The organism is Sphingobacterium corticibacter, assembly GCF_003076635.1.
Taxonomy (GTDB): Bacteria; Bacteroidota; Bacteroidia; order Sphingobacteriales; family Sphingobacteriaceae; genus Sphingobacterium; species Sphingobacterium corticibacter.
The window spans coordinates 43797-66791 of the sequence record NZ_QDKG01000008.1 but is presented as its reverse complement, the minus strand read 5'-3'; the positions used below and the strand labels follow the sequence as shown (position 1 = coordinate 66791).

Here is a 22995-nt window from a genome sequence, read left to right as displayed (position 1 = left end):
TCCCTGTATAAGTACCTTATACATTTGAAGTCTAAATTGATTAGATATGGAAATAACGGTTTTGGACATTCAGATTTTAAAGGCATTGCATAGGGAAGTAAAGGAAGTTTCTCTATTGATTGAGGAAATGATTGCACCCTACAAAGCATTACAACAGGCAACGAAATGGCTCGACCAACAGGAAGCCTGCCAACTACTAAATGTTAGTAAAAGAACTTTACAAACGTACAGAGCAAAGGGCATTCTTGGGGCAACGCAAATCAATCGGAAAACATATTTCAGATTATCCGATGTGGAATTACTGATGCAAGGAGAGCGCCCATTAAAAAAGCAAAAGAAATGAAACAGATTGGAAATTCAAACGAAGATATGCTTGCCCTGCTCGAAGCTGTGGTAGGTATCAAAAATGAACTGCTGTATATCAGGGAATATTTCCATCCATTGCTAAAAGGGGAAATCTACCTGTCAGGCGAACAGATTTGCCAGATGCTACACATCAGCAAACGAACGTTGCAACAGTACAGGGATGACGGACTGATACCTTTTATCAAGCTCGAACGGAAAATCTTGTTTCGTGAAAGCGATATTATCAAGATATTGGAAGACAACTATCAGCGGTAGCCGACTAAAGAGTGTTTAGAACCTTATCCGTATCGGTCAATTAAAGAAACAGCCCACTGCTTAAAGCGATGGGTTGTTTTAAATTATATAACTTACTTTATTAATGTTAAATCAAACGTTTATTATTTCTTTAAGCCTTGTCGATATATTTTTCCAATTTGTGTCAAGATTAACAGTCCGTATCTGAATTTTATGATTGTCATATTTAAAATCTAAATCATAATCTCTCTCAATAGTTGGGTACAAAAGTATTCCAGTTGCCATTTTAGTTTTTTCACTACCATCCTGCTGATTTAATAAATAACTAAATAGCTGATATAGGTTAGATGACCTAATTCTCTCTTTGTCGTAATTGACAGTCATTGTCTCTTTATAATATTTAGCATCAATAATTATCTTTTTTTCTTCATTTTCCAATGAAATATCAGTTTCCATTTGAGGTAGATACTGATGACTTTCGATATCATCTTCTTGAAATTGCCATTTAATTATTTCTTTTTTAACAGTATTAAATTTTCTCTGCTCAATACGATAAAAATTTCTAATAAACGCTTCAAACAACTGATTCATTTTCTTTTCATCCTTTGTAAAGTCAGAAAATTTGTATTTCCCTTTCTCTTCTGATGGGAATGTACTTTGAAAAATAAGATGACATACATTCATCACAAAACCATAAAAACGATTATTTCTGTTTAATTTGACTTGTTTAAAGTGACTTTCTTTGATTTCAATTAAGTCAACTCCGAGTAACATTGTTTGCAATTTTGCTAATTCCATTTTTAGGAAAGGGTCAATGCCTTTTGTTCTCATGAGCCTATAAATTGTTGAAACCAAAATTTGATTTGTGATAATATTGGCAGAGAAATCATCATAAGTACAAACAGTTTTTTGTTTGAAAAGTAAATTTCTCTTGAGAGTCTGACTGATTTCAATTTTGCCTTTAACCCCTGAAATTTCTTCTTGGTGGTCAATATAACTTTTATCGATTCCTCTTTTGAGTAAAAGCTTTGAAGAGGTAATTAGTACCTTAGCAAATAAATCGAGTAATTCTGTTTTGTCATCTATAGAAACATCAACACGCTCTTTTTCGTCTAACTTGTTCCAAGCATAGCAAAGCAAAAAGTATATATTTTCGATTGGGATTGCCATTTTTTATCTTGAAAGCTGTTTTAATATATCAGAAACTTTTGAAAGGTCGTCAAACCAAATCTCTTCCAGCAACGGCTTTAGTTCATAATTTAATATGTCCGACCACCACTGATTTTCATTTCTAGCATTTGAGTATGTGCAAAAATAGCTATGTCCAATTTGAAAGCCTTCTCCAAGGTTAACATCTTCTCTTATTTTGATATTTAATTTTGAAATTGAAGTGCATATGTGTTCAATAATTCCTTCTGATAAACCTTTGCCACTTAAAAACGAGCGAAAGTTTAGACCATAATCAGGCTGTAATGAAACAAAAGCAAATCTTCTTCTCAAAGCATAATCTACTATTGCAAGAGAACGGTCAGCTGTATTCATTGTACCAATTATATACAGATTTTCTGGAACATAAAATCGGTCTTCTTCATCTTCTGAATATGTAAGTTTTAATGCAAATTTTTCATCTCTTTTATCAGCTTCAATTAACATCAATAACTCGCCAAATATTTTACTTAAGTTACCTCTATTGATTTCATCAATTATGAAAAAGAAAGGACGGTCAGGATGAGCCAACGCTCTTTGACAAAATGAGTAAAAAATCCCATCTCGTAAATCAAAACCTCCTTTTTGGGTAGGGCGTAGACCTTGTATAAAATCCTCATAACTATAAGATTGATGAAATTGAACCATTTCAATATTAGTATCTTTTATCTCTTGCATAATTTCATAAGCAAGTTTTCTAGCGATAAAAGTCTTTCCTACACCTGGAGGACCTTGTAGAATTATATTTTTCTTCCGCTTTAATAATGAAACGGTATTCGAGAAATCTTCTTCACTGATAAATGGCTTGTCTGCATCTTCAGAAAATTTGTAACTCTTGATATTTTCAGACTGAAGGAGTTTTTCTGTGATAATATTTTTATTATCAATAATCTCTCTTATAATTTCATATTCTTCCTCTGTCAGCTTGAATAAACTTCCTTGGTTATTTATAAAGACTTCACATTCTTGAAGCGAGGGATTGTTTTTCAAATCATTCCAATGAATAGGAATTTCTAATTTTTCAATCAGTTCAAACTCAATTTCTTCTCCTTTGACTGTATTATGAATTCCTTGTGTAATTTCATAGATAGCTTTTATTTGCTTAGTAGGGGTACTTTCATACCCAATCATTAAATCACCTCTTTTGGTAGCTTCGAAATGTTTGTAGATTCTTCTTTTGTTTCCTTTTTCATTATGGGTGGTGTAGGTCTGTTTCTCCCCAACATTATGTTTACTAATTGACCAAATTTTTGGATTTGCATTTAACCACCAATAATTTATGTCGTCATCTGGTTCGTGAGTAGTATCTTGTGGTAATTCAATATCTCTATTCTCTTTAACTTGCAATGTTCTGTTCAATAAGCTCTGAAACTTGTCTTCGGGTATGATTAATTCTTCTGTAAGATTAAATTTTTCAAAAGTCTCTATAAATATTTTCCACTCGTTTGAATAGAAAGAGTTAATTATTTTTATGAAATCTGTTTCAGGATAATGCTTATAGTAATTGCCTTTGCCCTTTTGTTCGAATCCTCCTATTTTCTCAATTATTTCTTCATAAGCTTGTATAATTTGTGTATCTTTTTCTGATTGAAATGCTAACTCAAGATAGGCATTGGGATTTTCAATATCCCAAAAATTAAATACCAAACCTGCTTGTCTAGTTTTGTTTTTCCAATCGCCTTTATTTACCAAACCGAGAAAAATGTAATGACTTCCTTGAAACCAATATCCTTTTCTAAGTCTTTCACTATCTTTTTTTCTAAGCCAAAAAGTTAGGTCAGGATATTTTTCTTCTTTGAGTTTCAGTAAATGTTGAAGGATTTTATCGCTCCAATTTATTATCAGTTCTTCTTGTGTCATACTTTCTTTTTTACTCCTGATTTCGGTATCTTCTTTACTGTTTGTATAACCCCGAAACTGGTCAATATTTATACTATTTTAACTTTTCGTAGATATTATTTTATCAATGCCTAAATTACAAAAAAAGCCAATGCAGTTAACATTGACTTTTGTACATCAGAATTACAAATCACTGTTCAGAGTTGCGAAATAAAGGAACTCTCCATACCCTTAAATTTATGTGATACCTTTTGCATATCCTTTCCAACTTTCTCATTAAGTATCTTGGCGTAAATCTGTGTGGTGGCAATGTTCTTATGCCCCAACATCTTGCTTAAACTCTCCAACGGAACTCCCTCGCTCAAAAACAAGGTTGCAAACGTATGCCGTGCCAAATGAAAGGTTACTTTCTTTTCTTTTAGACAGTCAATCTGTTGGGATATTCGTTTTAGACTATCATTGCAGACTGTATTTGAGGGTACAGGAAATACCTTGCCGTCCTTTGACAATCCTACATATTTCTCAATAATCATTTTCGGAATATCCAACAGCATTACATTGGACGATGTAGCCGTTTTCTTCCTGCGCACAATAATCCATTGGTTACCGTCAAAAAAATCCTGGATGTTGCTGTTTTTAAGTCCTTTCATATCCGAATAAGAAAGCCCTGTAAAGCAACTGAAAACAAACAGGTCTTTTACCAACTCGTCTTTCTTTAAGTCGCAGTTGAACATTACAAGCTGTTCCAGCTCGTTCCGTAACAGATAACCACGGTCTTTGTCCTTTTTCGTGTTCTTGTACTCGCTGAACGGATTAAAGGCAAGGTGCTTTCTGCTCATTGCCAATCGGCAAAGCGTGGTAAAACCAATCATATACAGCCAAATGGTGTTGTGGGTTAAACTCTGGTCATCACGCAAGTAGTAATCGAAATCCTGTACAAAATCCGGGGTAAGGTCGTTAAACGACATATCGAAGTAACCGTATTTTGTAAGTGCAAAATTGCGTAGGTGCTTTAAAAGCGTTTTGTACTTCCTGCGTGTTCCGATAACTCGAAGTCCGCTATTGACCTTTTTCTCGTAGTCCGACAGGAACTGTTCGTAGAATTTGAAAAAGGTCAGTTCTCCGTTTTCCATACCGAGAAGGGCATTTTTAAGTTTCGCACTGTTTACCGCTCCCTCGTTTTTCAGTATTTTGGAATAGCATTCCTCGATATCCAAACGTATCTTGTCAAGTTTACCGTTCACGTCCTGGGCTTCCCTGCTTTTGCCTAAAACCCTGCCGTACTTCAAATCCCAATTCGATGCGGAAATATCCAGCTTGGTACTAAATGCAGACAGCTTGCCGTTTACGGTAATCCTGCACATAACCGTAACTTTTCCATTTTTCTTTGGGGCGTTCTTTTTAAGGTAGAAAAGTACCTTAAATGTTGATTTTTTTGTCGTTTCCATACTCACAATTCTTAATGATAAAATTAAACCTATGTGAGCTACGGAACAATGTGAAAAACTATGCAGAAAGCTGAAATACAGTATTTTAAAATAGGCGTTTCAGATATTTAAAAGTAATGTTTTAGTAACCTTACTTTTGCCAAACCTCGCTTTTTACTGCCTTTTACCGCATTACCAAAAAATCATAAAACGGCTGTAAAGCCTTTATTTACAACCGTTTTGCCTGTCTTTAATCTTTGATGTATTTTTACTGAAAATTTATTTTAAAAATCTAAGGGAGATGGGTACACGAACGTATAGGAAAGTTCGCGCGCAATGCGCTCGCCGATTATCACCTTATCATACGATGCATCCTCTTCGAAAATAGCGGGTAAGTCATATCCATATTTCGCTGCCGAAGCACGGATCACAGCTTCTTTTTTAGGATGCTGCGGACATACCAGATTGTATGTAGCGTGTGTAAGCGATTGGGTGAAACCCAGCCACATCAACTGAGCAACATCATCCAAATGAATAAAGTTGGCAGACTGTTGCCCAGTCTGGCAAACCTTACCTTGAAAATATTTTGCAAAGATGCGCTGTTGTCCAAATAATCCACCTAATCGGTATACAACAGTCTGCGATAAAGACCGCATCTTCCTTTCAGCAAGTAGTAAATGCTTGCTCATCTCCTCTTCTACCGCAAAGGACTCATCAAACGATCGAGACTGCTCTGGATAGATGCCGATTGAGCTCAGGTAAATATGCTTTTGATAGGTCAGCCCTTCCAAAGCATGATACAGATTTTGAAATCTGTTTTCCAAGGTCGGTAAATCGTTCTTTTTCGAGGCGGGTATGCTATTTAAAACATAATCAAAGCGCAGATCCTTCAACAGAAGGTCTGCGCTTTGATCAAAATCATGTACCAATGCATTCACGCCTTGCGCTTGCAATCGCTGTGCTTTCTCGGCAGACGTTACAGTGACGGTAACTTCTTGCCCGCGATCTAAGGCTAATTGTGCAAATGCTTCACCAACCCATCCGCATCCAAGAATTAAGAAATGAGCCATGGCGACGTATTATATTCTTGCTATAAATTAATATGCTTTAGCAAAAAGTACGCGATGGCGCGATGGCTTTCCAGTAAAAATACAAATACCTTCTTCTTCTTTCACATCCAATGGAATACAGCGAATCGTAGCTTTAGTTTCTTCCTTCACACGTTTCTCCGTCTCTACTGTACCATCCCAATGGCAGGATACAAATCCACCTTTACCATCCAATACGGATTTAAATTCGTCATAACTTTCAACTGGCGTGATATGTTCATCGCGGAACGTAAGTGCTTTCGTATAGATCGCCTCTTGAATTTCGTCCAATAGCGCTACCACGTAGTCTGCTAATCCTTCTTGAGAAACGGTTTCTTTCGTTTGATTATCTCTTCGAGCGAGTTCTACCGTACCATTTGCCATATCACGAGCGCCTAAAGCAATGCGTAATGGCACGCCCTTCAGTTCCCATTCAGCAAACTTGAAGCCTGGACGTTGGGTATCGCGATCGTCGTACTTAACAGAAATATCGCGACCTTTCAACTCGCTAGACAAAGCGTCTACATAGTTATCGATTGCTTGTTTCTCTTCTTCAGTACGGAAAATAGGCACAATCACAATTTGAATTGGCGCTAATTTAGGAGGTAATACCAAGCCTTGGTCATCGGAGTGCGCCATGATAAGCGCGCCCATTAGGCGCGTAGAAACGCCCCATGAGGTGGCCCATACATGATCCAATTTACCTTCTTTGGAGGTAAACTTCACATCAAAAGCTTTTGCAAAATTCTGCCCTAAGAAGTGAGATGTACCTGCTTGCAGGGCTTTCCCGTCCTGCATCAAAGCTTCTATACAATAGGTATCCAATGCTCCCGCAAAACGTTCGTTTTCTGTTTTGCGACCACGAATGACCGGTACGGCCAATGTACCTTCTGCAAATTCAGCATATACGTCCAACATGCGTTCTGCTTCTTCAATCGCTTCCGCCTCTGTCGCATGCGCGGTATGTCCCTCCTGCCACAAAAATTCTGCGGTACGTAAAAATAACCGTGTTCTCATTTCCCAACGTACCACATTTGCCCATTGGTTTACTAATATTGGCAGATCACGATAAGACTCTACCCATCCTCTATAAGTATTCCAGATGATAGTTTCTGAGGTAGGTCTTACAATGAGTTCTTCTTCTAACTTAGCCTCCTCATCAACGATAATATTACCAGTCCCATCATTTTTCAAACGGTAATGCGTTACAACAGCACATTCGGTCGCAAAACCTTCTACGTGCGAGGCTTCTTTAGAAAAGAAAGATTTTGGGATAAAAAGTGGAAAGTAAGCGTTGGAGTGACCCGTCTCTTTAAATCGCTTATCTAGAACTGCTTGCATGCGCTCCCAGATGGCGTATCCGTAAGGCTTGATGACCATACAACCACGAACAGCAGAGTGTTCAGCCAAATCCGCTTTTACTACTAAATCGTTATACCATTGCGAATAATCTTCGCCTCTGCTCGTAATACCCTTACTCATAAAATCTTTGAATCGAAAAATATATTTATTTTAGTGAGCTGGATTAAACCCCCTCCCTAATTAGGGGTCTAAGTTAACAATTAGGACTGAAATTATCGAAAGATTAACGGGATGAGAAACATGAAACATAATCAAATATACTACGGCGTTTTGGCAGTGATGCTTGTGCTAATCAGTAGTTCCTGCTCTAGCAGACGCTACAGCGGAAGCGTAGCATCGCGCGACAGAGGAGTCTATCAAAGCCCCGACTATTATTATACAGGATCGGCTGGGAGCGTATCTAGCGCTCAGGGTGATTATTATGCAGATGATTACTATGGCGACGAAGTAATTGATGAAGCTTATGCTGATGATGGAATGTACGCTGGTGGTGCTGGCGGTTATTATGATGATGAGTTTAGTGATCTAGAGTACGCGAATCGCATTAACCGTTTCTACTACACTAGTCCAGGCATGATGTATTACGATCCATGGTTCGATCCGTGGATGGGTTATGGTGCTATGGGCTTTGGTTGGGGCGGCGGTTTCGGCTGGGGCTGGGGTGGCGGCTTCGGTTGGGGTTCACCTTGGCGCATGGGCTTTGGTTGGGGCGGTGGCTTCGGCTGGGGCTGGGGTGGCGGCTTCGGTTGGGGAGGCGGATGGGGTCCTTGGGGCTTCAACTCTTTCTACAACTCTTGGGGTCATCCATATTATGGAAATTATTACGGCGGCTGGGGCGGCGGATATGGCAATATGTATTACACCAATCGAAATAATAGAGTAGCTAGTAGTCGTACATCAGGAAATAATTTCCGAGGTGGTAGTAGTGTTGCCGGTAGGAATACTTCAAGAGGGGTTTCTCGCGATGCCAATGGTAGAATATTGAATGGAACAGCAGCAGGTCGTTCTCGTGGTGCAACGGCGTCTAGCGGTCGCGGTGCGTCATCTGGAAGAGGTACTGCTACTTCACCTCGTGGAGCTGGAACAGTAGGTCGTGGTGCAACGACAGGCAATCGTGGTGCTGCCGGAACTCCATCTAATCGCGGCGGATCCTCTACCGTACGAGGAGCAGGCAACCCATCGAGAAATACGGGAACAGTTGGCCGCGGAGCTACTGGCTCTACACGCCAACCAGTAGGTAGGTCGCAAGGTGGATCAGTTGGCAGAAGTGCTACGCCAAGATCAACTACGCCACCATCTAGATCAACGATAAATAGAGGAACTTCTCAACCAACGCGTACCTCCTCTGGAAGTAGCATGAGTAGAGGTAGCTCCGGTGGAAGTATGAGCGGCGGTGGCGGCGGTGCAAGTCGTGGTGGCGGCGGCGGCGGAAGTCGCGGTGGCAGTTCAGGCAGAAGCCGTTAATCTAACATAAATAAAGCCCTTCGGATCTCTCCGAAGGGCTTTTCTATTTTAGATGAAGCACGCATTTACTCTTTATTTCAAACTATCAAAAGCGATATTTTTATTGGCGTTGACCATATCTTAGCGAAGCAGTGAATCAATACTAAAGTAACATCTTTAAATAGTAGCGATATCGATGTGGTGCCTCGGCAAGGTGAAGACGGTTTATAATAATACTTCTCCTTGAAGGGTATCTGATGAATGTCGTATCTACCAAGTCGGTTACATCATCAATCAAACCTTCTAAATGTACAAAAGCGGTATTTTAGAAATTCTTCTAAAAACCGCCCCTAGTATTCCATAGCAAATAGTAATTGTATAGTCCGCTTAAAAAAAGCTATATCACCAGCTACGCTATTGCAGTTGGCTCTATATACTTACGCACAAACAAGGTATAGTTCTCATGTTTGATAACACAGACCTTCTCACCAAGATCGATGAAGCCATCCATAGCGACAGCCTCGTACCAATTGCCTTCTATTTCTATCTTGCCCGATGGGCGCAATACCGTCTTTGCGACACCAATTTGATTAATCAAATTTAATTTGGGCACGGACGAGGTATAACCACCTTCTGCCAGCTGCTCGTCTGCCAGCACCAATTTTCGGAATGCTGGAGAGCGCAGCACATTTTTCCCAAAAATAACAATGAGGATGATGGACAACACCATTGCTCCTACTACCACCAAAAATGCATCCATTAATAATCCAGGTTTTGAAAGTTGAAAATCTAAAAAGTCATTGGCTACCATAGAGAATGCCAATCCACACAACATAAGGATAATCCCCAAGATTCCGGCTACGCCAAACCCCGGAATGACAAATACCTCCAGCGCCATGAGAATTACTCCTATCACAAAAATTAAAATCTCCCAGTGATCTGCCAATCCCTGCAAGTATAAAGGGGCAAAGAATAATCCGCCACAAATTACGGCCAATACTCCCGCAAAACCAAGCCCTGGTGTTTGCAACTCCATGTAGATACCTCCGATAATTCCCATAATCAGAAATCCGCTCACCAAAGGGTTGATTAGAAAACCAATAATACGATCTACCAACGTGGTTTGATGCACTGTAATTTCAGGGTTGGTAATACCTAATTTTTCGTAAATCTGTTCGGTAGATTTTACCTCCGCATCCGCCAACCCAGCTTTGACCGATTCAGAAGCAGTGAGTGTTAGCAATTTCCCATCCTCCTTTAAGCTGGGAACAGAAATGCTTGGATCCACGAATGCTTCGGCCATTCGCGCGTTGCGACCTTTAGCTTCAGCAGTGGCACGCATGAGCCCACGCATATACGATTGGTATTTCTCTGGCAGCACTTCGCCCGACCCATCTACTACGGTGGCAGCACCTAGACTGGCGCCCGAATGCATAAATATGTGATCTGTAGCCAAAGAGATCAATGCCCCGGCTGATGCCGCATTATTATTGATATAAACAATGGTCTTCATATCCGTATTCAGGAGCAGCGTACGGATACTATCCGCAAAGTTCACCGCTCCGCCAAAGGTATTTAGTTCCATCAAAAGATATTGTGCATCTGCTGCACGTGCCTTGGTGTAAGCGCTCTTAGTAATATACCACGCCCCTGGACCGATTTCATCTTTTACACTGAATTCATACACTCGCTGTCCATAGGCATTCGCACTGATGATACTAAAGAAAATTATCATCAACGAGGTCAATTTCATAAATTTGTTCATAAGATTATTCGTTTTTACCGTGCAATGGAGGACATACACATGCTTAAAAATACAATAAAAAAAGCGTTTCAGAAAGATTTTATAGAGAATATCTGGAAGATAGAGGTAAATGGATATCGAGATCAAATTGCAGTAGAGATCCGAGATTCGCAGACGACCGAGCCGACTTATCATATTCTTCGATTCGAGGACGGGGCAGAAATTATGCAATATCGTCCGGGCGAGAAAGACTGGACAATTGAAGGAGTTCAGAAGGATTACCTCATCCTAAAAAAAGTAGGTGAGCAAACGCCTACTAAAGAAGGAATTCAAATTATAGATATCCGTACGCAGAAACCTTTATTCACGAGTTACGAATATGTATTGCTCGATGTTTGTGAAGATTATCTACACGTGCGCCATCGTAGCTTCACTTCTGGTGGAGAAAAGTTGATTACCCTTACAACCGGCGAAGAATTTCCAGTGAGCGACAACATTATAGCGCGCTATCCCAAAAATCGTGTTTGTTTTCCATTGCCATATGACAATCCGCCCGAATTTTTGACGCAGCGCGACAAGCAAAAAGATCTGTGGGTGAGCAAATTATCGGACACCTACCTGTGGTGTTATCACACACAGCAAAATGACGGTTATGATCTCCATATAGCGGTAAGCAACTTGGAGCGCATCCTTGACGAGACCATTATACAATCAGCTATTCCTAAAATGTTCCCGCAACCCTACTTTCGTGTTGGCAATCAAATATTCTTTATGGCAGATAATAAACATGAAATTGTTTCGTATTTAGTATAATTGCAAAATATGATGGCATTGATAGTAAAGCGGAGAATAAGTAGCCTTTTATTGCTGTGTATAGGCCTACTTATTGGTTCTACCGCAGTGCAAGCGCAAACGGCGAGCGAACAAAAGACAGAAACAATAGATGGTAAAACATATATTATTCACCAAATAAAGGCAAAGGAAACTTACTATGCGTTAAGTCGTATTTATAGTATTCCGGTCAACGACATTATGGCCGCCAACAATAAAAAAAGCCTACGTGTCGGTGATACTGTACGTATTCCAAGCATGATCACCGTAGAGCGCCAGCCACTTAGGACGACAACTACTACCCCTGTCGTATCACCAGAAGACATTCTTACAGATTACAAGGTGGGATCTAAGGAGACATTATACGCCATCGCAAAAAAATTTCAGACCAATGTAGAGGATATCAAGCGTCTTAATAATTTGACATCTGACAATCTGAAAGAAGGACAAATCTTGCGAATTCCTGATGGAAACCTACCACCCGAGCCTGTCGCAGCTCCCGAACCACCTGCAGCGATAGAGAAGATTGATGATGTGCCTGTACGTAATATACAAGCTGGAAGGTATGGTGTACGAGAAACTTCTGAAAAAGGAATCGCTGTATGGATGGAAAATTTGGAAACAAAGAACAATAGCAATCTAGCTCTGCACAAAACAGCACCTGTCGGTACAATATTGAAGATTACCAATCCAATTTCTAAAAGTGTAACCTACGCCAAAGTCGTTGGTAAATTCTCCGAAAATACGGAAACACAAGATGCGATTGTTGTTGTGTCAAAATCCGCAGCAGCGTATATCGGAGCGATAGACAAACGTTTTCTGATCGAAATTACTTACGGAATCCCTACAGAATAATCCCATGGAAAAACCTTATGTAATTGGTATCGCAGGTAGTAGCGGATCTGGAAAAACATTCTTCCTAAACAGTTTTTTAAATCATTTTGCAAAACAAAGTGTAACCTTGATTTCTCAGGATGATTACTATATTCCTGCCAACACTAAAACGCAGGAAGAAAATCGTTTGTATAATTTTGATGTGCCTACCTCCATTGATCGAAAGGCATTCTACCATGATATAAATGCGCTATTTGAAGGAAAAAGCATTCTAAAGGAAGAGTATACGTTCAATAATCCAAACATCAAACCTAAAATGTTGAAGATAGAGCCAGCTCCCATATTAGTGGTTGAAGGTCTATTTATTTTTCACTACGAAGAGGTCAATAATTTATTGGATTACCGCATTTTTATTGATGCTAATGAGCAAATTGCTTTGAAGCGCCGCTTAAAAAGAGATTTGGAAGAACGCGGATATGACCATGATGATGTCATGTATAAGTGGATTAATCACGTGATGCCCTCGTTCAACACGTACTTGGCTCCTTATAAAGAAGCATGTAACTTGGTGATTCATAATAATACTGACAATCCACAAATCATCGATAACTATACTCGAGATATCGTGAACGAACTGAAAGTCAAACTTGAGGGTTTGTAATCTATTCGACAGATTAATTATAACTTTGCATCATGTACAGCGAGGATAGCTTGATCTTACTACCGGTATTAAATACAACAGATATACCACAAATGAATTCCAAAGGCATAAATCCTTATGGATCGTGTAGTATGTACGACTTCAAAAAATGTTGTAAAAAGTATAAAAAAGGCAAGCGATGCAAAAAATGTCCTGATCGGTAAAAAAAATTTTACGCGTAATGTAATTTATAAAAGGTTACTTTTGCAGCATGAAGGTCACACCAAATAGGCTAAAATGGGTGCTTCGCTTTTACCCTCCTTTCTTTTTTCAGCGAATATGGGTTAAAAGCATTCGCGAGGGTTATACTGGCGCTGATGTAACTATCCGCAAAAGCCTCCTCAATATCAATGGCAATCGCTCCATCTTTGGAGGAACTATTTTTTCGTCGATCGACCCCATATACCCTTTATTAATAAATGCCTATGTACGAAGCAAAGGGCTACGAAAAACCGTATCTTGGTTAAAATCTGCTCAGATCGATTATAAAAAACCGGGCTACCGTAGTCTACATTTTTCCGTAAAACTTGAGCCCGCCGACATGCAGAGTGCTCTAGAAACTTTACTCACCGATGGAAAAGTTATAAAGACATTTTGTACAGATATTTTTGATGTCGACGGTCTTCATTGCGCCACCGTGCGCAATGAGATTTACATTCGTAATTTACAATTTGATTTTAACTCGATTAATACAACAACAGAAACATAATTAAAGCATTATGAACAAAACTCTTTTATGGGTGGCAGCCCTTGGCCTTACAACGGTAATGATGACCGCTTGTCAGAACAATGAAAACAAAACGACCGACAATAATACTGACCCAAAAGCCTTATCAGCACAAGCGATCGAAGTGCACGACGAGATCATGCCGCAGATCAGTAAGTTTGATAAGACATCTGTAAAGATTGATTCAATATTGAATGGCCTTCCTATGTCGAAAGATCAAGATGCTGAATTAGATACTGCCGCAATTCGTACAGAACTAGTGGCTCTCAAAAGCGATATTGAATCTGCTACCGATGGTATGATGGACTGGATGCGCAATTATAGACTGGATAGCCTCGATGTAACTTATCAGCAAAGTGAAGTGGAGCGTATCAAATTAATGCGTGCGGAATTCGAAAAAGTCAATCAGCAGATTGAAACCAAAATGAGAGTCTATGCCAACTAACAGAGGAAAGAGAGCCATCAAATGGTCTAGTTTGTACGTCATACTAGGCATTTGTCTAGCTTCTTGTGATCAAGCCACTAGCACACTACCTATTTATGGCCATCGGGAGCCAGTTGAACGCAACGTCGACGGTAAGACCGTGATCGACACGATTTACCAAACCATTCCCGATTTTAATTTCATCAATCAGGATAGTGCCACGCTTACGCAAGCCTTCTTTGACGATAAGATTTACGTAGCTAACTTTTTCTTTACGCATTGTCCCAGTATTTGTCCGACTATGCAGCGGAACATGCTGAAGATTTATCAAGAATACAAAGGTGATGACCGAATTGCGTTTCTATCGCACAGCATCGATTTTAAATACGATCAACCGCATATATTAAAGGCATATGCTACTAAATTAGGAGTGGACAATGACCAATGGCAATTTGTTAATGGTAGCAAAGCCGATATTTATGGAATATCCGAAAAGTATCTGGTATACACTGCCGAAGATACCAATGCACCAGGCGGTTATGATCACCAAGGATATCTCGTATTGATCGATAAAGATCGCCGTATCAGAGGAGCATACGATGGTACGGACGACGAGCAAGTAAGCAAATTGCAAGCCGACCTCAAAATATTATTGAAAGAGCAAAACCCAGGTTCTTAATGCGAAATACCGCCATTGTATTCACGTTGATATCGGTAATGATACTACTGATGCAGCTAGCACACAGTTGTCAGTCTACGTATGATATCAAGACTATGCAATATGTAACCAATGGCGAAAAGGTATATCGAGCACACTGCCAAAACTGTCACGGTGCGCAAGGAGAAGGATTAGGTAAATTATATCCCCCATTGACGGATCCCGATTATCTTAAACACAATTGGGATCTGTTACCAAGAATAGTTCGTTTCGGACTAAAAGATACTATTCTGGTATCCAATCAACATTTTTCGGAGGTCATGCCTGGCATTCCAGAGTTGACTGATGTTGATATTGCCTATGTACTTACCTATGTAACTATACGATTTGGCGACGCCAAAGAAAGATATACGCTAGAAGAAGTTAAAAAATCACTATCCTCACATAGCACCAAATAAATTTTCTTTTAACCGAGAGTAAGTGATTCTCTGGTATCCGTATCATTTCTATCGAACAAGTATAACGAGAATTTGACAATCAACCTGTAGTTAAAAACACTACCTTTGAGACCATCAAATGAACGTTCAATCTACAGACAAAAGAGAGGCAATTTTTCAGAGTACGCTAGTTCTCCTACAAGACAACGGCTTTCACGGAACGCCTATGAGCCAAATCGCTCAACAAGCAAAAATATCAGTTGGCACCATCTATCACTATTTCGAATCCAAAGAGGCTTTGATAATGGAATTGTTTTCTTACTGCAAAGCGAAGCTTATGGGGTATCTTTTCGAAGAAACAACACTAACGGAAGACCAGTATGAACAAGAATTTAGAGTAGTGTGGAAGCGATTTGTGCTTTTCAACACTGATTATCCCTCTTATTTTCGCTTTATGAATCAGTTTTATTCCTCCCCATTCCACGAAATGGAGAGATTGCGAAAATTACAGCAACCTGGAGAGGATACTACCAGTATTCAAAGTTTTCTAGCTCGTGGAATAGAGCTTAACCAACTGCGAGACACCAGCATTCAAATCTTAAATTGCGCCTTTACAGGGATGGCCGTATCATATGTGAAATCGATCATCTTTGGAAAAGTATCGATGGAGCAACAGCAATTAGATGAAATGATAGATCTTGTTTGGAAATCAATTAAAAAAGAAAAAGTATGATCCGCGCTATAAAATATTTTATCTTATCAACATGCTTCAGTACCGCATCCCTGCTACTTCATGCGCAGGAGTCCAAATCAGACTTACCTGCCACGCCAACTTTGCAGGAGCTTTTAGACTACGCCTTAGAAAACCGGATCTCTATTAGAAAAGCTCATCTGGGTGTTGAAATTGGTGAGAAAGAAATCAAATCCGCCTTATCAGGGTATTTCCCTCAAATCACAGCGACTGGTGCATTGAATCATTTCTTACAGATTCCGACCAATATTATCGGAGGAAATCTAATTCAAATGGGCCAGCGAAACACCAGCAACGTCGGTGCTCAGGCCAGTCAAGCGCTACTTAACCCAGAATTAATGCTTGCATCTAGATCTGCTAGTGTAATTCGAGAACGCTATAAGCAAACGGTCGAAGAACAGAAAATCAGTGCCGTGGTGGACGTCAGTAAAGCCTATTTCGACATCCTCACGACTGAAGAGCAAATCAAGATTATTCAGGAAGACATTGCTCGTATCAAACGTCAGTTTACTGATGCCCAAATGCAATACGAAGTAGGCTTGGTAGATAAGACCGACTACAAAAGAGCACAAATCTCTCTAAATAATTCACAGGCGGAGCTCAAGAGAACGCACGAATTCAGAAAATATAAATATGATTTTCTAAAACAGTTGCTCGCATTGCCGCTCTCGTACCCGATCGACTTATCATTTAACAAGGAGAATTTGGAAGCAAAAGTGATGATGGATACCACGGAAGTATTGCAAGAAGAGCGCCGTATTGAATACCGTCAACTCGCCAATATGAAACGAGAGCAAGAATTGAATACCCAGTTTCAAAAATGGCAATTTCTGCCTACGGTGAGCGCCGCTGCTAATTATCAGATCAACTATTTCAATTCTGAATTCAGCGAATTATACAGACGCGGATTTCCAACTTCAGCAATAGGTCTTACTCTCTCTGTACCAGTCTTTACGGGATTCAAACGCCAACATGAGATTCGCAAGTCACAGTTGCTAGAGAAGCAACTGGAGTGGGATATGATTGACATGAAAAATATGATCAGTGCCGAATACTCAGAGGCGATCACAAATTATAGAGCTTACATGAACGAGTGGAAAGTGAGCCAAGAAAATGTAACTCTATCTAAAGAAGTGTATGATATTATTAAATTGCAGTATGATGAAGGTATCAAAACCTACTTAGATTTGATGACTTCTGAAACCGATCTGCGTACCAGCCAACTCAATTATCTAAACGCGTTATACATTTTATTAGCTAGTAAAATAGATGTAGAAAGAGCACTCGGAAATATCCAAATTCAATAACAACTTAACACATGACTAGAACAATATACTATTTGCTATTAATTGGGTCGACAACTACTTGGCAGTCGTGCAGTAGCGATAAAAAGGAAGTAGGTGGCAGCACACCAACAGAGAAAACTGTAAGTGTTACTTCTGTAGAAGAACAAATTGTTACAGGATATCAAGAGTACCCGGCATATGTAGTTCCTTTGCAAGAAACGGAACTCTTGGCGGAAGTATCTGGATACATCACCAATATCGCGGTGAGCGATGGTGCATTTGTAACCAAAGGCCAGAAGCTATATGAGATTGATCGTACACGGTATGGAGCGGAAGTAGAGCAAGCCAAGGCCAATGTAGCGATCGCTGAATCCGAATATGCTAGAGTTCAAAAAGATTTGGAACGATATGAAAATTTGGCTAAAAATGATGCGATTGCGCGCCAAACATTAGATTATGCTGCAACTGATCTTCAAAACCAAAAAGCACAAGTGCAGGCCGCGAAAGCCGCTTTAGAAACAGCTAATACGAACCTTACTCGATCTACCATCTACGCTCCATTTACGGGCAACCTCGGGATATCACAGGTACGTAATGGCGCGTTAGTTAACGCGGGCAACACATTATTGAACGTGATCTCTACCACAAGCCCGATTGCCGTCGAGTTTCAAGTAAATGAAATTGATATTGAACGTATCATAGAACTACAAAGAAAAGGTGGTGAAGGTACAATCACGGTTCGCATGCCTGATGGCACTATTTATCCCGAATCCGGTCAAATAGCAGTCATTGACCGTGCAGTAGACAGAACCACTGGAACCCTACGTGTGCGCGCAAGCTTTGCTAACAAAGATAACCGTTTACGCGCCGGAATGAATCTCACGATGCGACTAGCCAACACTTCTCGAGAAAAGCAATTAGTAATTCCCTTAAAAGCGGTTTTGGAACAATTAGGAGCATCTAACGTATACACAGTAAGTGATAGTAGCACCGCCGTATTCAACACTATCCAGCTGGGAACGAAGTTTAATGACAAAGTCGTAGTACGTACAGGCCTGAAGGCGGGAGATCGTGTTGTAGTAGATGGTGCAAGTGGCATATCAGAAGGGGACAAATTATCAATTGAAGAGAAATAATTCATTTTTGCCTTAAGAAACAAATATGATTTCAGAAGTTTTTATACGTAGACCTGTTACCGCGATAGTTATATCCATACTGATCTGTATCATTGGGGTTATTTCTATCATCACTTTACCGATCAGTCAGTATCCAAATATTGCACCGCCTACGGTAAGTGTACAAGCAACCTATACCGGTGCCGATGCACAAACCGTGGAACAGACTGTGACTACACCTATAGAGAGCCAGATCAACGGAACTCCAGGTATGCTTTACTTACAATCCAATAGTACCTCAGACGGTTCGTCAAGGATCACCGTAACATTTGAAGTAGGTACCGATATCGACATTGCTACATTGGATGTACAAAACCGTGTAGGTATTGCAGAACCTGTGTTGCCCGAGACTGTGCGTAGATTGGGAGTTATTACTCGGAAGGCGAATCCCGACGTATTGATGATGGTACATCTGGTCTCTCCGAAGGGCACACGCGACCCAAAGTTTTTGGCTAACTACGCTTACATGTATGTAAGAGAAGCTATTTTGCGGGTGAAAGGTGTGGGTGACGTTATGGCATTTGGACAACCATTCGCTATGCGTGTATGGCTGGATGCCAATAAATTATCCAACTTAGGACTTACCCCAGCAGATGTTAGCACCGCCGTACAAGAACAAAACTCCCGAATTCCCGGAGGTAGCGTTGGTGGCAAACCTCAATCTTCTTCCACAGTTTTTGAGTACTCCATCGTGACAGATAGTGATTTAAGTACCGAAGAAGACTTTGAAAATATTGTGGTAAAAACCAACTCAGACGGATCAATTGTCTTACTTAAAGACGTTGCGCGTGTAGAGCTAGGACAATTTATGTACAGTACGACGACCAAAGTAAACGGCGTTGTTTCTAGCGGTATGATGGTGAACCAAATGCCTGGAAGTAACGCGGTAGAAACCGCTGAAGGTATCTATGCCAAGTTAGAGCAAATGAAAAAATCATTTCCTAACGATGTGGATTATGTAGTAAGTTATGAAACCGTCTCTGTGGTTGATGCTTCCATCGAATCTGTGTTACATACTTTAGTAGAAGCCTTAGTCTTAGTTACTGTAGTTGTATTCTTTTTCTTGCAGAGTTGGCGTGCCACATTGATCCCAGTCATCGCAATCCCTGTTTCCATTGTGGGTACATTTATCTTTTTTAACCTATTTGGCTTTTCAATCAACAATCTAACCATGTTAGCTTTTGTTTTGGCCATTGGTATCGTGGTGGATGATGCCATTGTGGTTGTGGAAGCTGTGCAACATTATATAGACCACGAGAAATTAGACGCCAAAGAAGCGACACGTAGAGCAATGAGTGACATTACCGCACCGGTGATCGCGATTGGTTTGATCTTAGCTGCTGTATTTATTCCAGTAGGATTTATTCCTGGGATGGTTGGGCAACTATATCAACAGTTTGCCATCACTATTGCAGTATCCGTCTTATTGTCCGCTTTTATCGCGCTTACGCTAACACCGGCCTTGTGCTCCATCATGCTCCGACCATCGTCAATAAATAAAGATGCAAAGGGACTAAATCGCTTGTTCTACAAGTTCAATATGTGGTTTGAAAACCTTACCCAGAATTATTCTAATGGTGTACAAAAATCGATAAAAGCAACCCCTTTAGTACTTATCATCTTGGTATGCATATTTGTGGGTACCGGATTTATGTTTGTTGAAAAACCTACGGGATTTGTACCGAAAGAGGACAATGGTTCGTTTTTTATTGGCATTACGTTACCTGAAGGATCGTCTAACTCGCGGACGAATGAAGTTTTAGAAGAAATTCAGAATCGCATTATCGATTCGATTCCAGAAATTCAATACATGACGCAAATCTCAGGTATGAATATTCTAAATCGTGCGGCAAAGCCTAATAATGGTTCGTTCTTCGTATTTCTTAAACCGTGGAACGAGCGGAAACTCACCAATAACGACATATTGGAGCAGGTAGTCGCTATGTTTGCAAGGTATAACAAAGCCACAGTCATGGCAGCTACGCCACCACCTATACCGGGGTTAGGCTCCGCAGGTGGCTTTTCCATGATGATACAGGACGAACGCAGTACTGATATCAAGGATTTTGAAGCAGTGGCTCGCAAATTTATTGCAGCAGCCAATCAAAGACCTGAAATTGCGCGTGCATATACTTTGTTCAACACCAATACGCCAAACTACAAATTGGAAGTAAAACGTGAACAAGCAAAATCGATGGGTGTGCCTATTTCTAGCATATACACGACATTATCGGCATATATGGGAAGTAGCTACATAAACGATTTCACACTATATGGACGTAATTTTAGAGTAGTATCACAGGCAGACACGGCTTATAGAATGCAAATCGAGGATTTGAGAAAATTGTATGTACGAAATGAACAGGGATTGCCGGTGCCCATGTCAGCATTGATTTCTTATGATCTAGTTCAATCGCCAGCGATGGTCAGTCACTTCAATTTGTACCGTGCTATTGAGGTCATGGGCGATGCTGCAGAAGGATACAGCTCTGGACAAGCACTCAACGCGCTAGAAGAAGTAGCCCAAGAGGTATTAACAGAAGGTTTTTCGTACGATTTTTCGGGCACTTCATTACAAGAGAAAGAGTCTGGTTCGCAAACCGTCATCATTTTTGCCCTTTGTATCGTATTTGTATTTCTCCTACTAGCGGCCTTGTATGAAAGTTGGTCCGTTCCATTTTCCATCCTATTATCGGTACCACTGGGTGTTTTCGGATCTATACTGGCTCTAACATTATTGCCAAGCATCGAAAACAATATTTTTGCTCAGATAGGTTTGATTACAATTATCGGATTGGCCGCGAAAAACGCCATCCTCATTGTAGAATTTGCTAAAGAACGCGTAGATGTAGGCATGAACTTAATCGAAGCCACACTCGAGGCTGTAAAACTACGTTTACGTCCGATTGTAATGACTTCCCTAGCTTTTATTCTAGGTATCATCCCACTGATGATTTCAACAGGTGCGGGTGCCGTTTCAAGACAGACGATTGGCTGGACAGTTTTTGGGGGTATGGCTGCAGCAACATTTCTTGCCATTTTCATCGTACCTGTCTTGTTCGTGGTGATTACCCGGATGGCCTACGGCAAAAAGAAATTGGCTGAATTAGAGGCTGGTTTTGATGAAGAGAAGAAAAGCAAACTTAGTGCGCACTAAGCTTCGAAAATTAGACACTTGTGTCTTGCGAACCTGTACTAGTTAATATTTAAGTCCACCCGGCAAATCAACTGATTTGCCGGGTATTTTTTTTACTATTTTCAACATTCATAGAACAGCATCAAAGTGAAGCCGAGAATAATAGTATTTCTGCGCCGATACACTCACGACCAAAGGCTCAACAAATGAGCAGGTGAAGGTTGATTTGCACATATCCATATCTGTGGCATACGATTGTTATTTGCTTAATGCAATATTTTATACACCAGCTCGCGCAAAAGCTCACCCGGCGTGGTATTGGGTCCCACATGCATTCCCTTCGATTTCAGATCATAATCCTTCAGTAGGTTGATTACATCAAAAGTCTTCCGGCGCGAGTAATTGCGCGCCGCCAACTCATAATCTTTGGTGAAAAACGGGTGTACTCCAAGTTCTTTGGCCGCTGCTTGCGAAGATTTGTCGGGCAGATAATGGTACTTCAATACTTTGGTAAAATAACTTCCCAAAGAACCAATCACGACCGGAATTGGGTTAGATTTAGGATTGGCGGCAAAGTAATCTACGATCTGAAAAGCTTTGAACACATTTTTTTTGGTCAGCGCCGTGTTCAGTTCAAAGACATTGAAATCTTTACTAATCCCAATATTTCTTTCTATATCGTCAGCGGTAACTTCCTTTTCCAAGGGAACGTTCAATAATAACTTTTCAATCTCATTGGCCACCTTCGAGAGATCAGTGCCCAAATAATCGGCCATCATTGCAGATGCTTGCGGATGTATTTCTCGACCGACTGATTGAAACTGATCGGCGATCCAGGGAGCCACCTTATCATCGTACAGCTTTTTGGATTCTAGCACTACACCTGCTTTATCCAACAATTTGTAGGTTTTTTTTCGCTTATCAACCAAGCCATACTTATGCGCCAACACCAAGATGGTAGTTGGCGTCGGAGCTTCTAAATATTTTTGCAGCAGGTCATCGTCTTTCCATTTTAGGTTTTGAGCTTCCTTAACTAGTACCAGCTGATAGTCGCTCATCATCGGGTAGCGTTTTGCTACGTTGACGATCGCCATAAAGTCAGTCTCCTTCCCATATAATATAGTCTGGTCAAATCCCTTTTGTGCATCATTGAGTACTGTATCTTCCAGCGCGTCAGACACGATATCAATGAAATGCGATTCATCCCCATGTAGTAAATACACCGGACTGAATTTTTTACGTTTTATATCTCCTAGAATTGCTTTAACATCCACTGTACGAAAATACGATTTTTTATCGGCCTACCGGCCAATAAGCCATCGGTTGT

21 protein-coding genes are annotated in these 22995 nt (G+C 40.3%); 14 read left to right on the top strand and 7 right to left on the bottom strand.

From position 1 onward, the window contains the following. Positions 1 to 46 precede the first annotated feature (46 nt). On the top strand, positions 47 to 343 hold the full coding sequence (locus DC487_RS16260; RefSeq protein ID WP_116777033.1) for a helix-turn-helix domain-containing protein: 297 nt from the start codon (positions 47 to 49) through the stop codon (positions 341 to 343). Then, positions 340 to 621: a helix-turn-helix domain-containing protein gene (locus DC487_RS16255; protein WP_116777032.1), complete on the top strand. Its 282-nt coding sequence runs from the start codon at positions 340 to 342 to the stop codon at positions 619 to 621. The genes DC487_RS16260 and DC487_RS16255 overlap by 4 nt, the downstream gene beginning before the upstream one ends. Before the next feature lie 111 nt (positions 622 to 732). On the opposite strand, the gene mcrC is transcribed toward DC487_RS16255, so the two are convergent. The 5 genes from mcrC to proS all read right to left on the bottom strand — a co-directional run bounded on the left by mcrC (position 733) and on the right by proS (position 7642). Further along, positions 733 to 1770 (bottom strand): 5-methylcytosine-specific restriction endonuclease system specificity protein McrC, encoded by a 1038-nt coding sequence (gene mcrC, locus DC487_RS16250; protein ID WP_116777031.1) that lies wholly within the window; start codon positions 1768 to 1770, stop codon positions 733 to 735. Between the two features lie 3 nt (positions 1771 to 1773). Beyond that, positions 1774 to 3666: an AAA family ATPase gene (locus DC487_RS16245; RefSeq protein WP_116777030.1), complete on the bottom strand. Its 1893-nt coding sequence runs from the start codon at positions 3664 to 3666 to the stop codon at positions 1774 to 1776. A 176-nt stretch (positions 3667 to 3842) separates the two neighbouring features. Next, a complete protein-coding gene (locus DC487_RS16240; protein ID WP_116777029.1) occupies positions 3843 to 5093 on the bottom strand; it encodes a site-specific integrase in 1251 nt (416 codons plus the stop codon). A 263-nt stretch (positions 5094 to 5356) separates the two neighbouring features. Then, positions 5357 to 6142: an NAD-dependent epimerase/dehydratase family protein gene (locus DC487_RS16235; protein ID WP_116777028.1), complete on the bottom strand. Its 786-nt coding sequence runs from the start codon at positions 6140 to 6142 to the stop codon at positions 5357 to 5359. A 27-nt stretch (positions 6143 to 6169) separates the two neighbouring features. Further along, on the bottom strand, positions 6170 to 7642 hold the full coding sequence (gene proS, locus DC487_RS16230) for a proline--tRNA ligase (RefSeq protein WP_116777027.1): 1473 nt from the start codon (positions 7640 to 7642) through the stop codon (positions 6170 to 6172). 120 nt (positions 7643 to 7762) lie between these two features. On the opposite strand from proS, the gene DC487_RS17300 reads away from it, so the two are divergent. Then, positions 7763 to 8986 (top strand): hypothetical protein, encoded by a 1224-nt coding sequence (locus DC487_RS17300; protein WP_165799118.1) that lies wholly within the window; start codon positions 7763 to 7765, stop codon positions 8984 to 8986. A gap of 388 nt (positions 8987 to 9374) precedes the next feature. Here DC487_RS17300 and DC487_RS16215 read toward each other — a convergent pair whose 3' ends face one another. Continuing rightward, positions 9375 to 10730 (bottom strand): NfeD family protein, encoded by a 1356-nt coding sequence (locus DC487_RS16215; RefSeq protein WP_116777025.1) that lies wholly within the window; start codon positions 10728 to 10730, stop codon positions 9375 to 9377. Positions 10731 to 10769: 39 nt separating this feature from the next. On the opposite strand from DC487_RS16215, the gene DC487_RS16210 reads away from it, so the two are divergent. The 11 genes from DC487_RS16210 to DC487_RS16160 all read left to right on the top strand — a co-directional run bounded on the left by DC487_RS16210 (position 10770) and on the right by DC487_RS16160 (position 21689). After that, the gene (locus DC487_RS16210; RefSeq protein ID WP_133228673.1) at positions 10770 to 11522 is read left to right on the top strand and encodes a hypothetical protein; all 753 of its coding nucleotides are present in this window, start codon (positions 10770 to 10772) and stop codon (positions 11520 to 11522) included. 9 nt (positions 11523 to 11531) lie between these two features. Then, positions 11532 to 12395: a LysM peptidoglycan-binding domain-containing protein gene (locus DC487_RS16205; RefSeq protein WP_116777023.1), complete on the top strand. Its 864-nt coding sequence runs from the start codon at positions 11532 to 11534 to the stop codon at positions 12393 to 12395. Between the two features lie 4 nt (positions 12396 to 12399). Continuing rightward, positions 12400 to 13035: a uridine kinase family protein gene (locus DC487_RS16200; RefSeq protein ID WP_116777022.1), complete on the top strand. Its 636-nt coding sequence runs from the start codon at positions 12400 to 12402 to the stop codon at positions 13033 to 13035. A 250-nt stretch (positions 13036 to 13285) separates the two neighbouring features. After that, positions 13286 to 13783: a DUF4442 domain-containing protein gene (locus tag DC487_RS16195; RefSeq protein WP_116777021.1), complete on the top strand. Its 498-nt coding sequence runs from the start codon at positions 13286 to 13288 to the stop codon at positions 13781 to 13783. A gap of 10 nt (positions 13784 to 13793) precedes the next feature. Beyond that, positions 13794 to 14246 carry a transposase gene (locus DC487_RS16190; protein WP_133228670.1) on the top strand — a complete coding sequence of 151 codons (453 nt, stop codon included), beginning with the start codon at positions 13794 to 13796 and terminating at the stop codon, positions 14244 to 14246. After that, positions 14236 to 14904, top strand: a complete 669-nt coding sequence (locus DC487_RS16185; RefSeq protein WP_116777019.1) for an SCO family protein — start codon at positions 14236 to 14238, stop codon at positions 14902 to 14904. The genes DC487_RS16190 and DC487_RS16185 overlap by 11 nt, the downstream gene beginning before the upstream one ends. After that, a complete protein-coding gene (locus DC487_RS16180) occupies positions 14904 to 15341 on the top strand; it encodes a c-type cytochrome (protein WP_116777018.1) in 438 nt (145 codons plus the stop codon). Before DC487_RS16185 ends, DC487_RS16180 begins: the two co-directional genes overlap by 1 nt. Before the next feature lie 118 nt (positions 15342 to 15459). After that, positions 15460 to 16053, top strand: coding sequence for a TetR/AcrR family transcriptional regulator (locus DC487_RS16175; RefSeq protein ID WP_116777017.1), 594 nt, complete (start codon positions 15460 to 15462; stop codon positions 16051 to 16053). Continuing rightward, positions 16050 to 17378: a TolC family protein gene (locus tag DC487_RS16170; RefSeq protein ID WP_116777016.1), complete on the top strand. Its 1329-nt coding sequence runs from the start codon at positions 16050 to 16052 to the stop codon at positions 17376 to 17378. The genes DC487_RS16175 and DC487_RS16170 overlap by 4 nt, the downstream gene beginning before the upstream one ends. A gap of 11 nt (positions 17379 to 17389) precedes the next feature. Beyond that, positions 17390 to 18493 carry an efflux RND transporter periplasmic adaptor subunit gene (locus tag DC487_RS16165; protein WP_116777015.1) on the top strand — a complete coding sequence of 368 codons (1104 nt, stop codon included), beginning with the start codon at positions 17390 to 17392 and terminating at the stop codon, positions 18491 to 18493. A gap of 25 nt (positions 18494 to 18518) precedes the next feature. After that, positions 18519 to 21689 carry an efflux RND transporter permease subunit gene (locus tag DC487_RS16160; RefSeq protein ID WP_116777014.1) on the top strand — a complete coding sequence of 1057 codons (3171 nt, stop codon included), beginning with the start codon at positions 18519 to 18521 and terminating at the stop codon, positions 21687 to 21689. A gap of 245 nt (positions 21690 to 21934) precedes the next feature. Here DC487_RS16160 and holA read toward each other — a convergent pair whose 3' ends face one another. Then, positions 21935 to 22942 carry a DNA polymerase III subunit delta gene (gene holA, locus DC487_RS16155; protein ID WP_116777013.1) on the bottom strand — a complete coding sequence of 336 codons (1008 nt, stop codon included), beginning with the start codon at positions 22940 to 22942 and terminating at the stop codon, positions 21935 to 21937. Between the last annotated feature and the right edge of the window lie 53 nt (positions 22943 to 22995).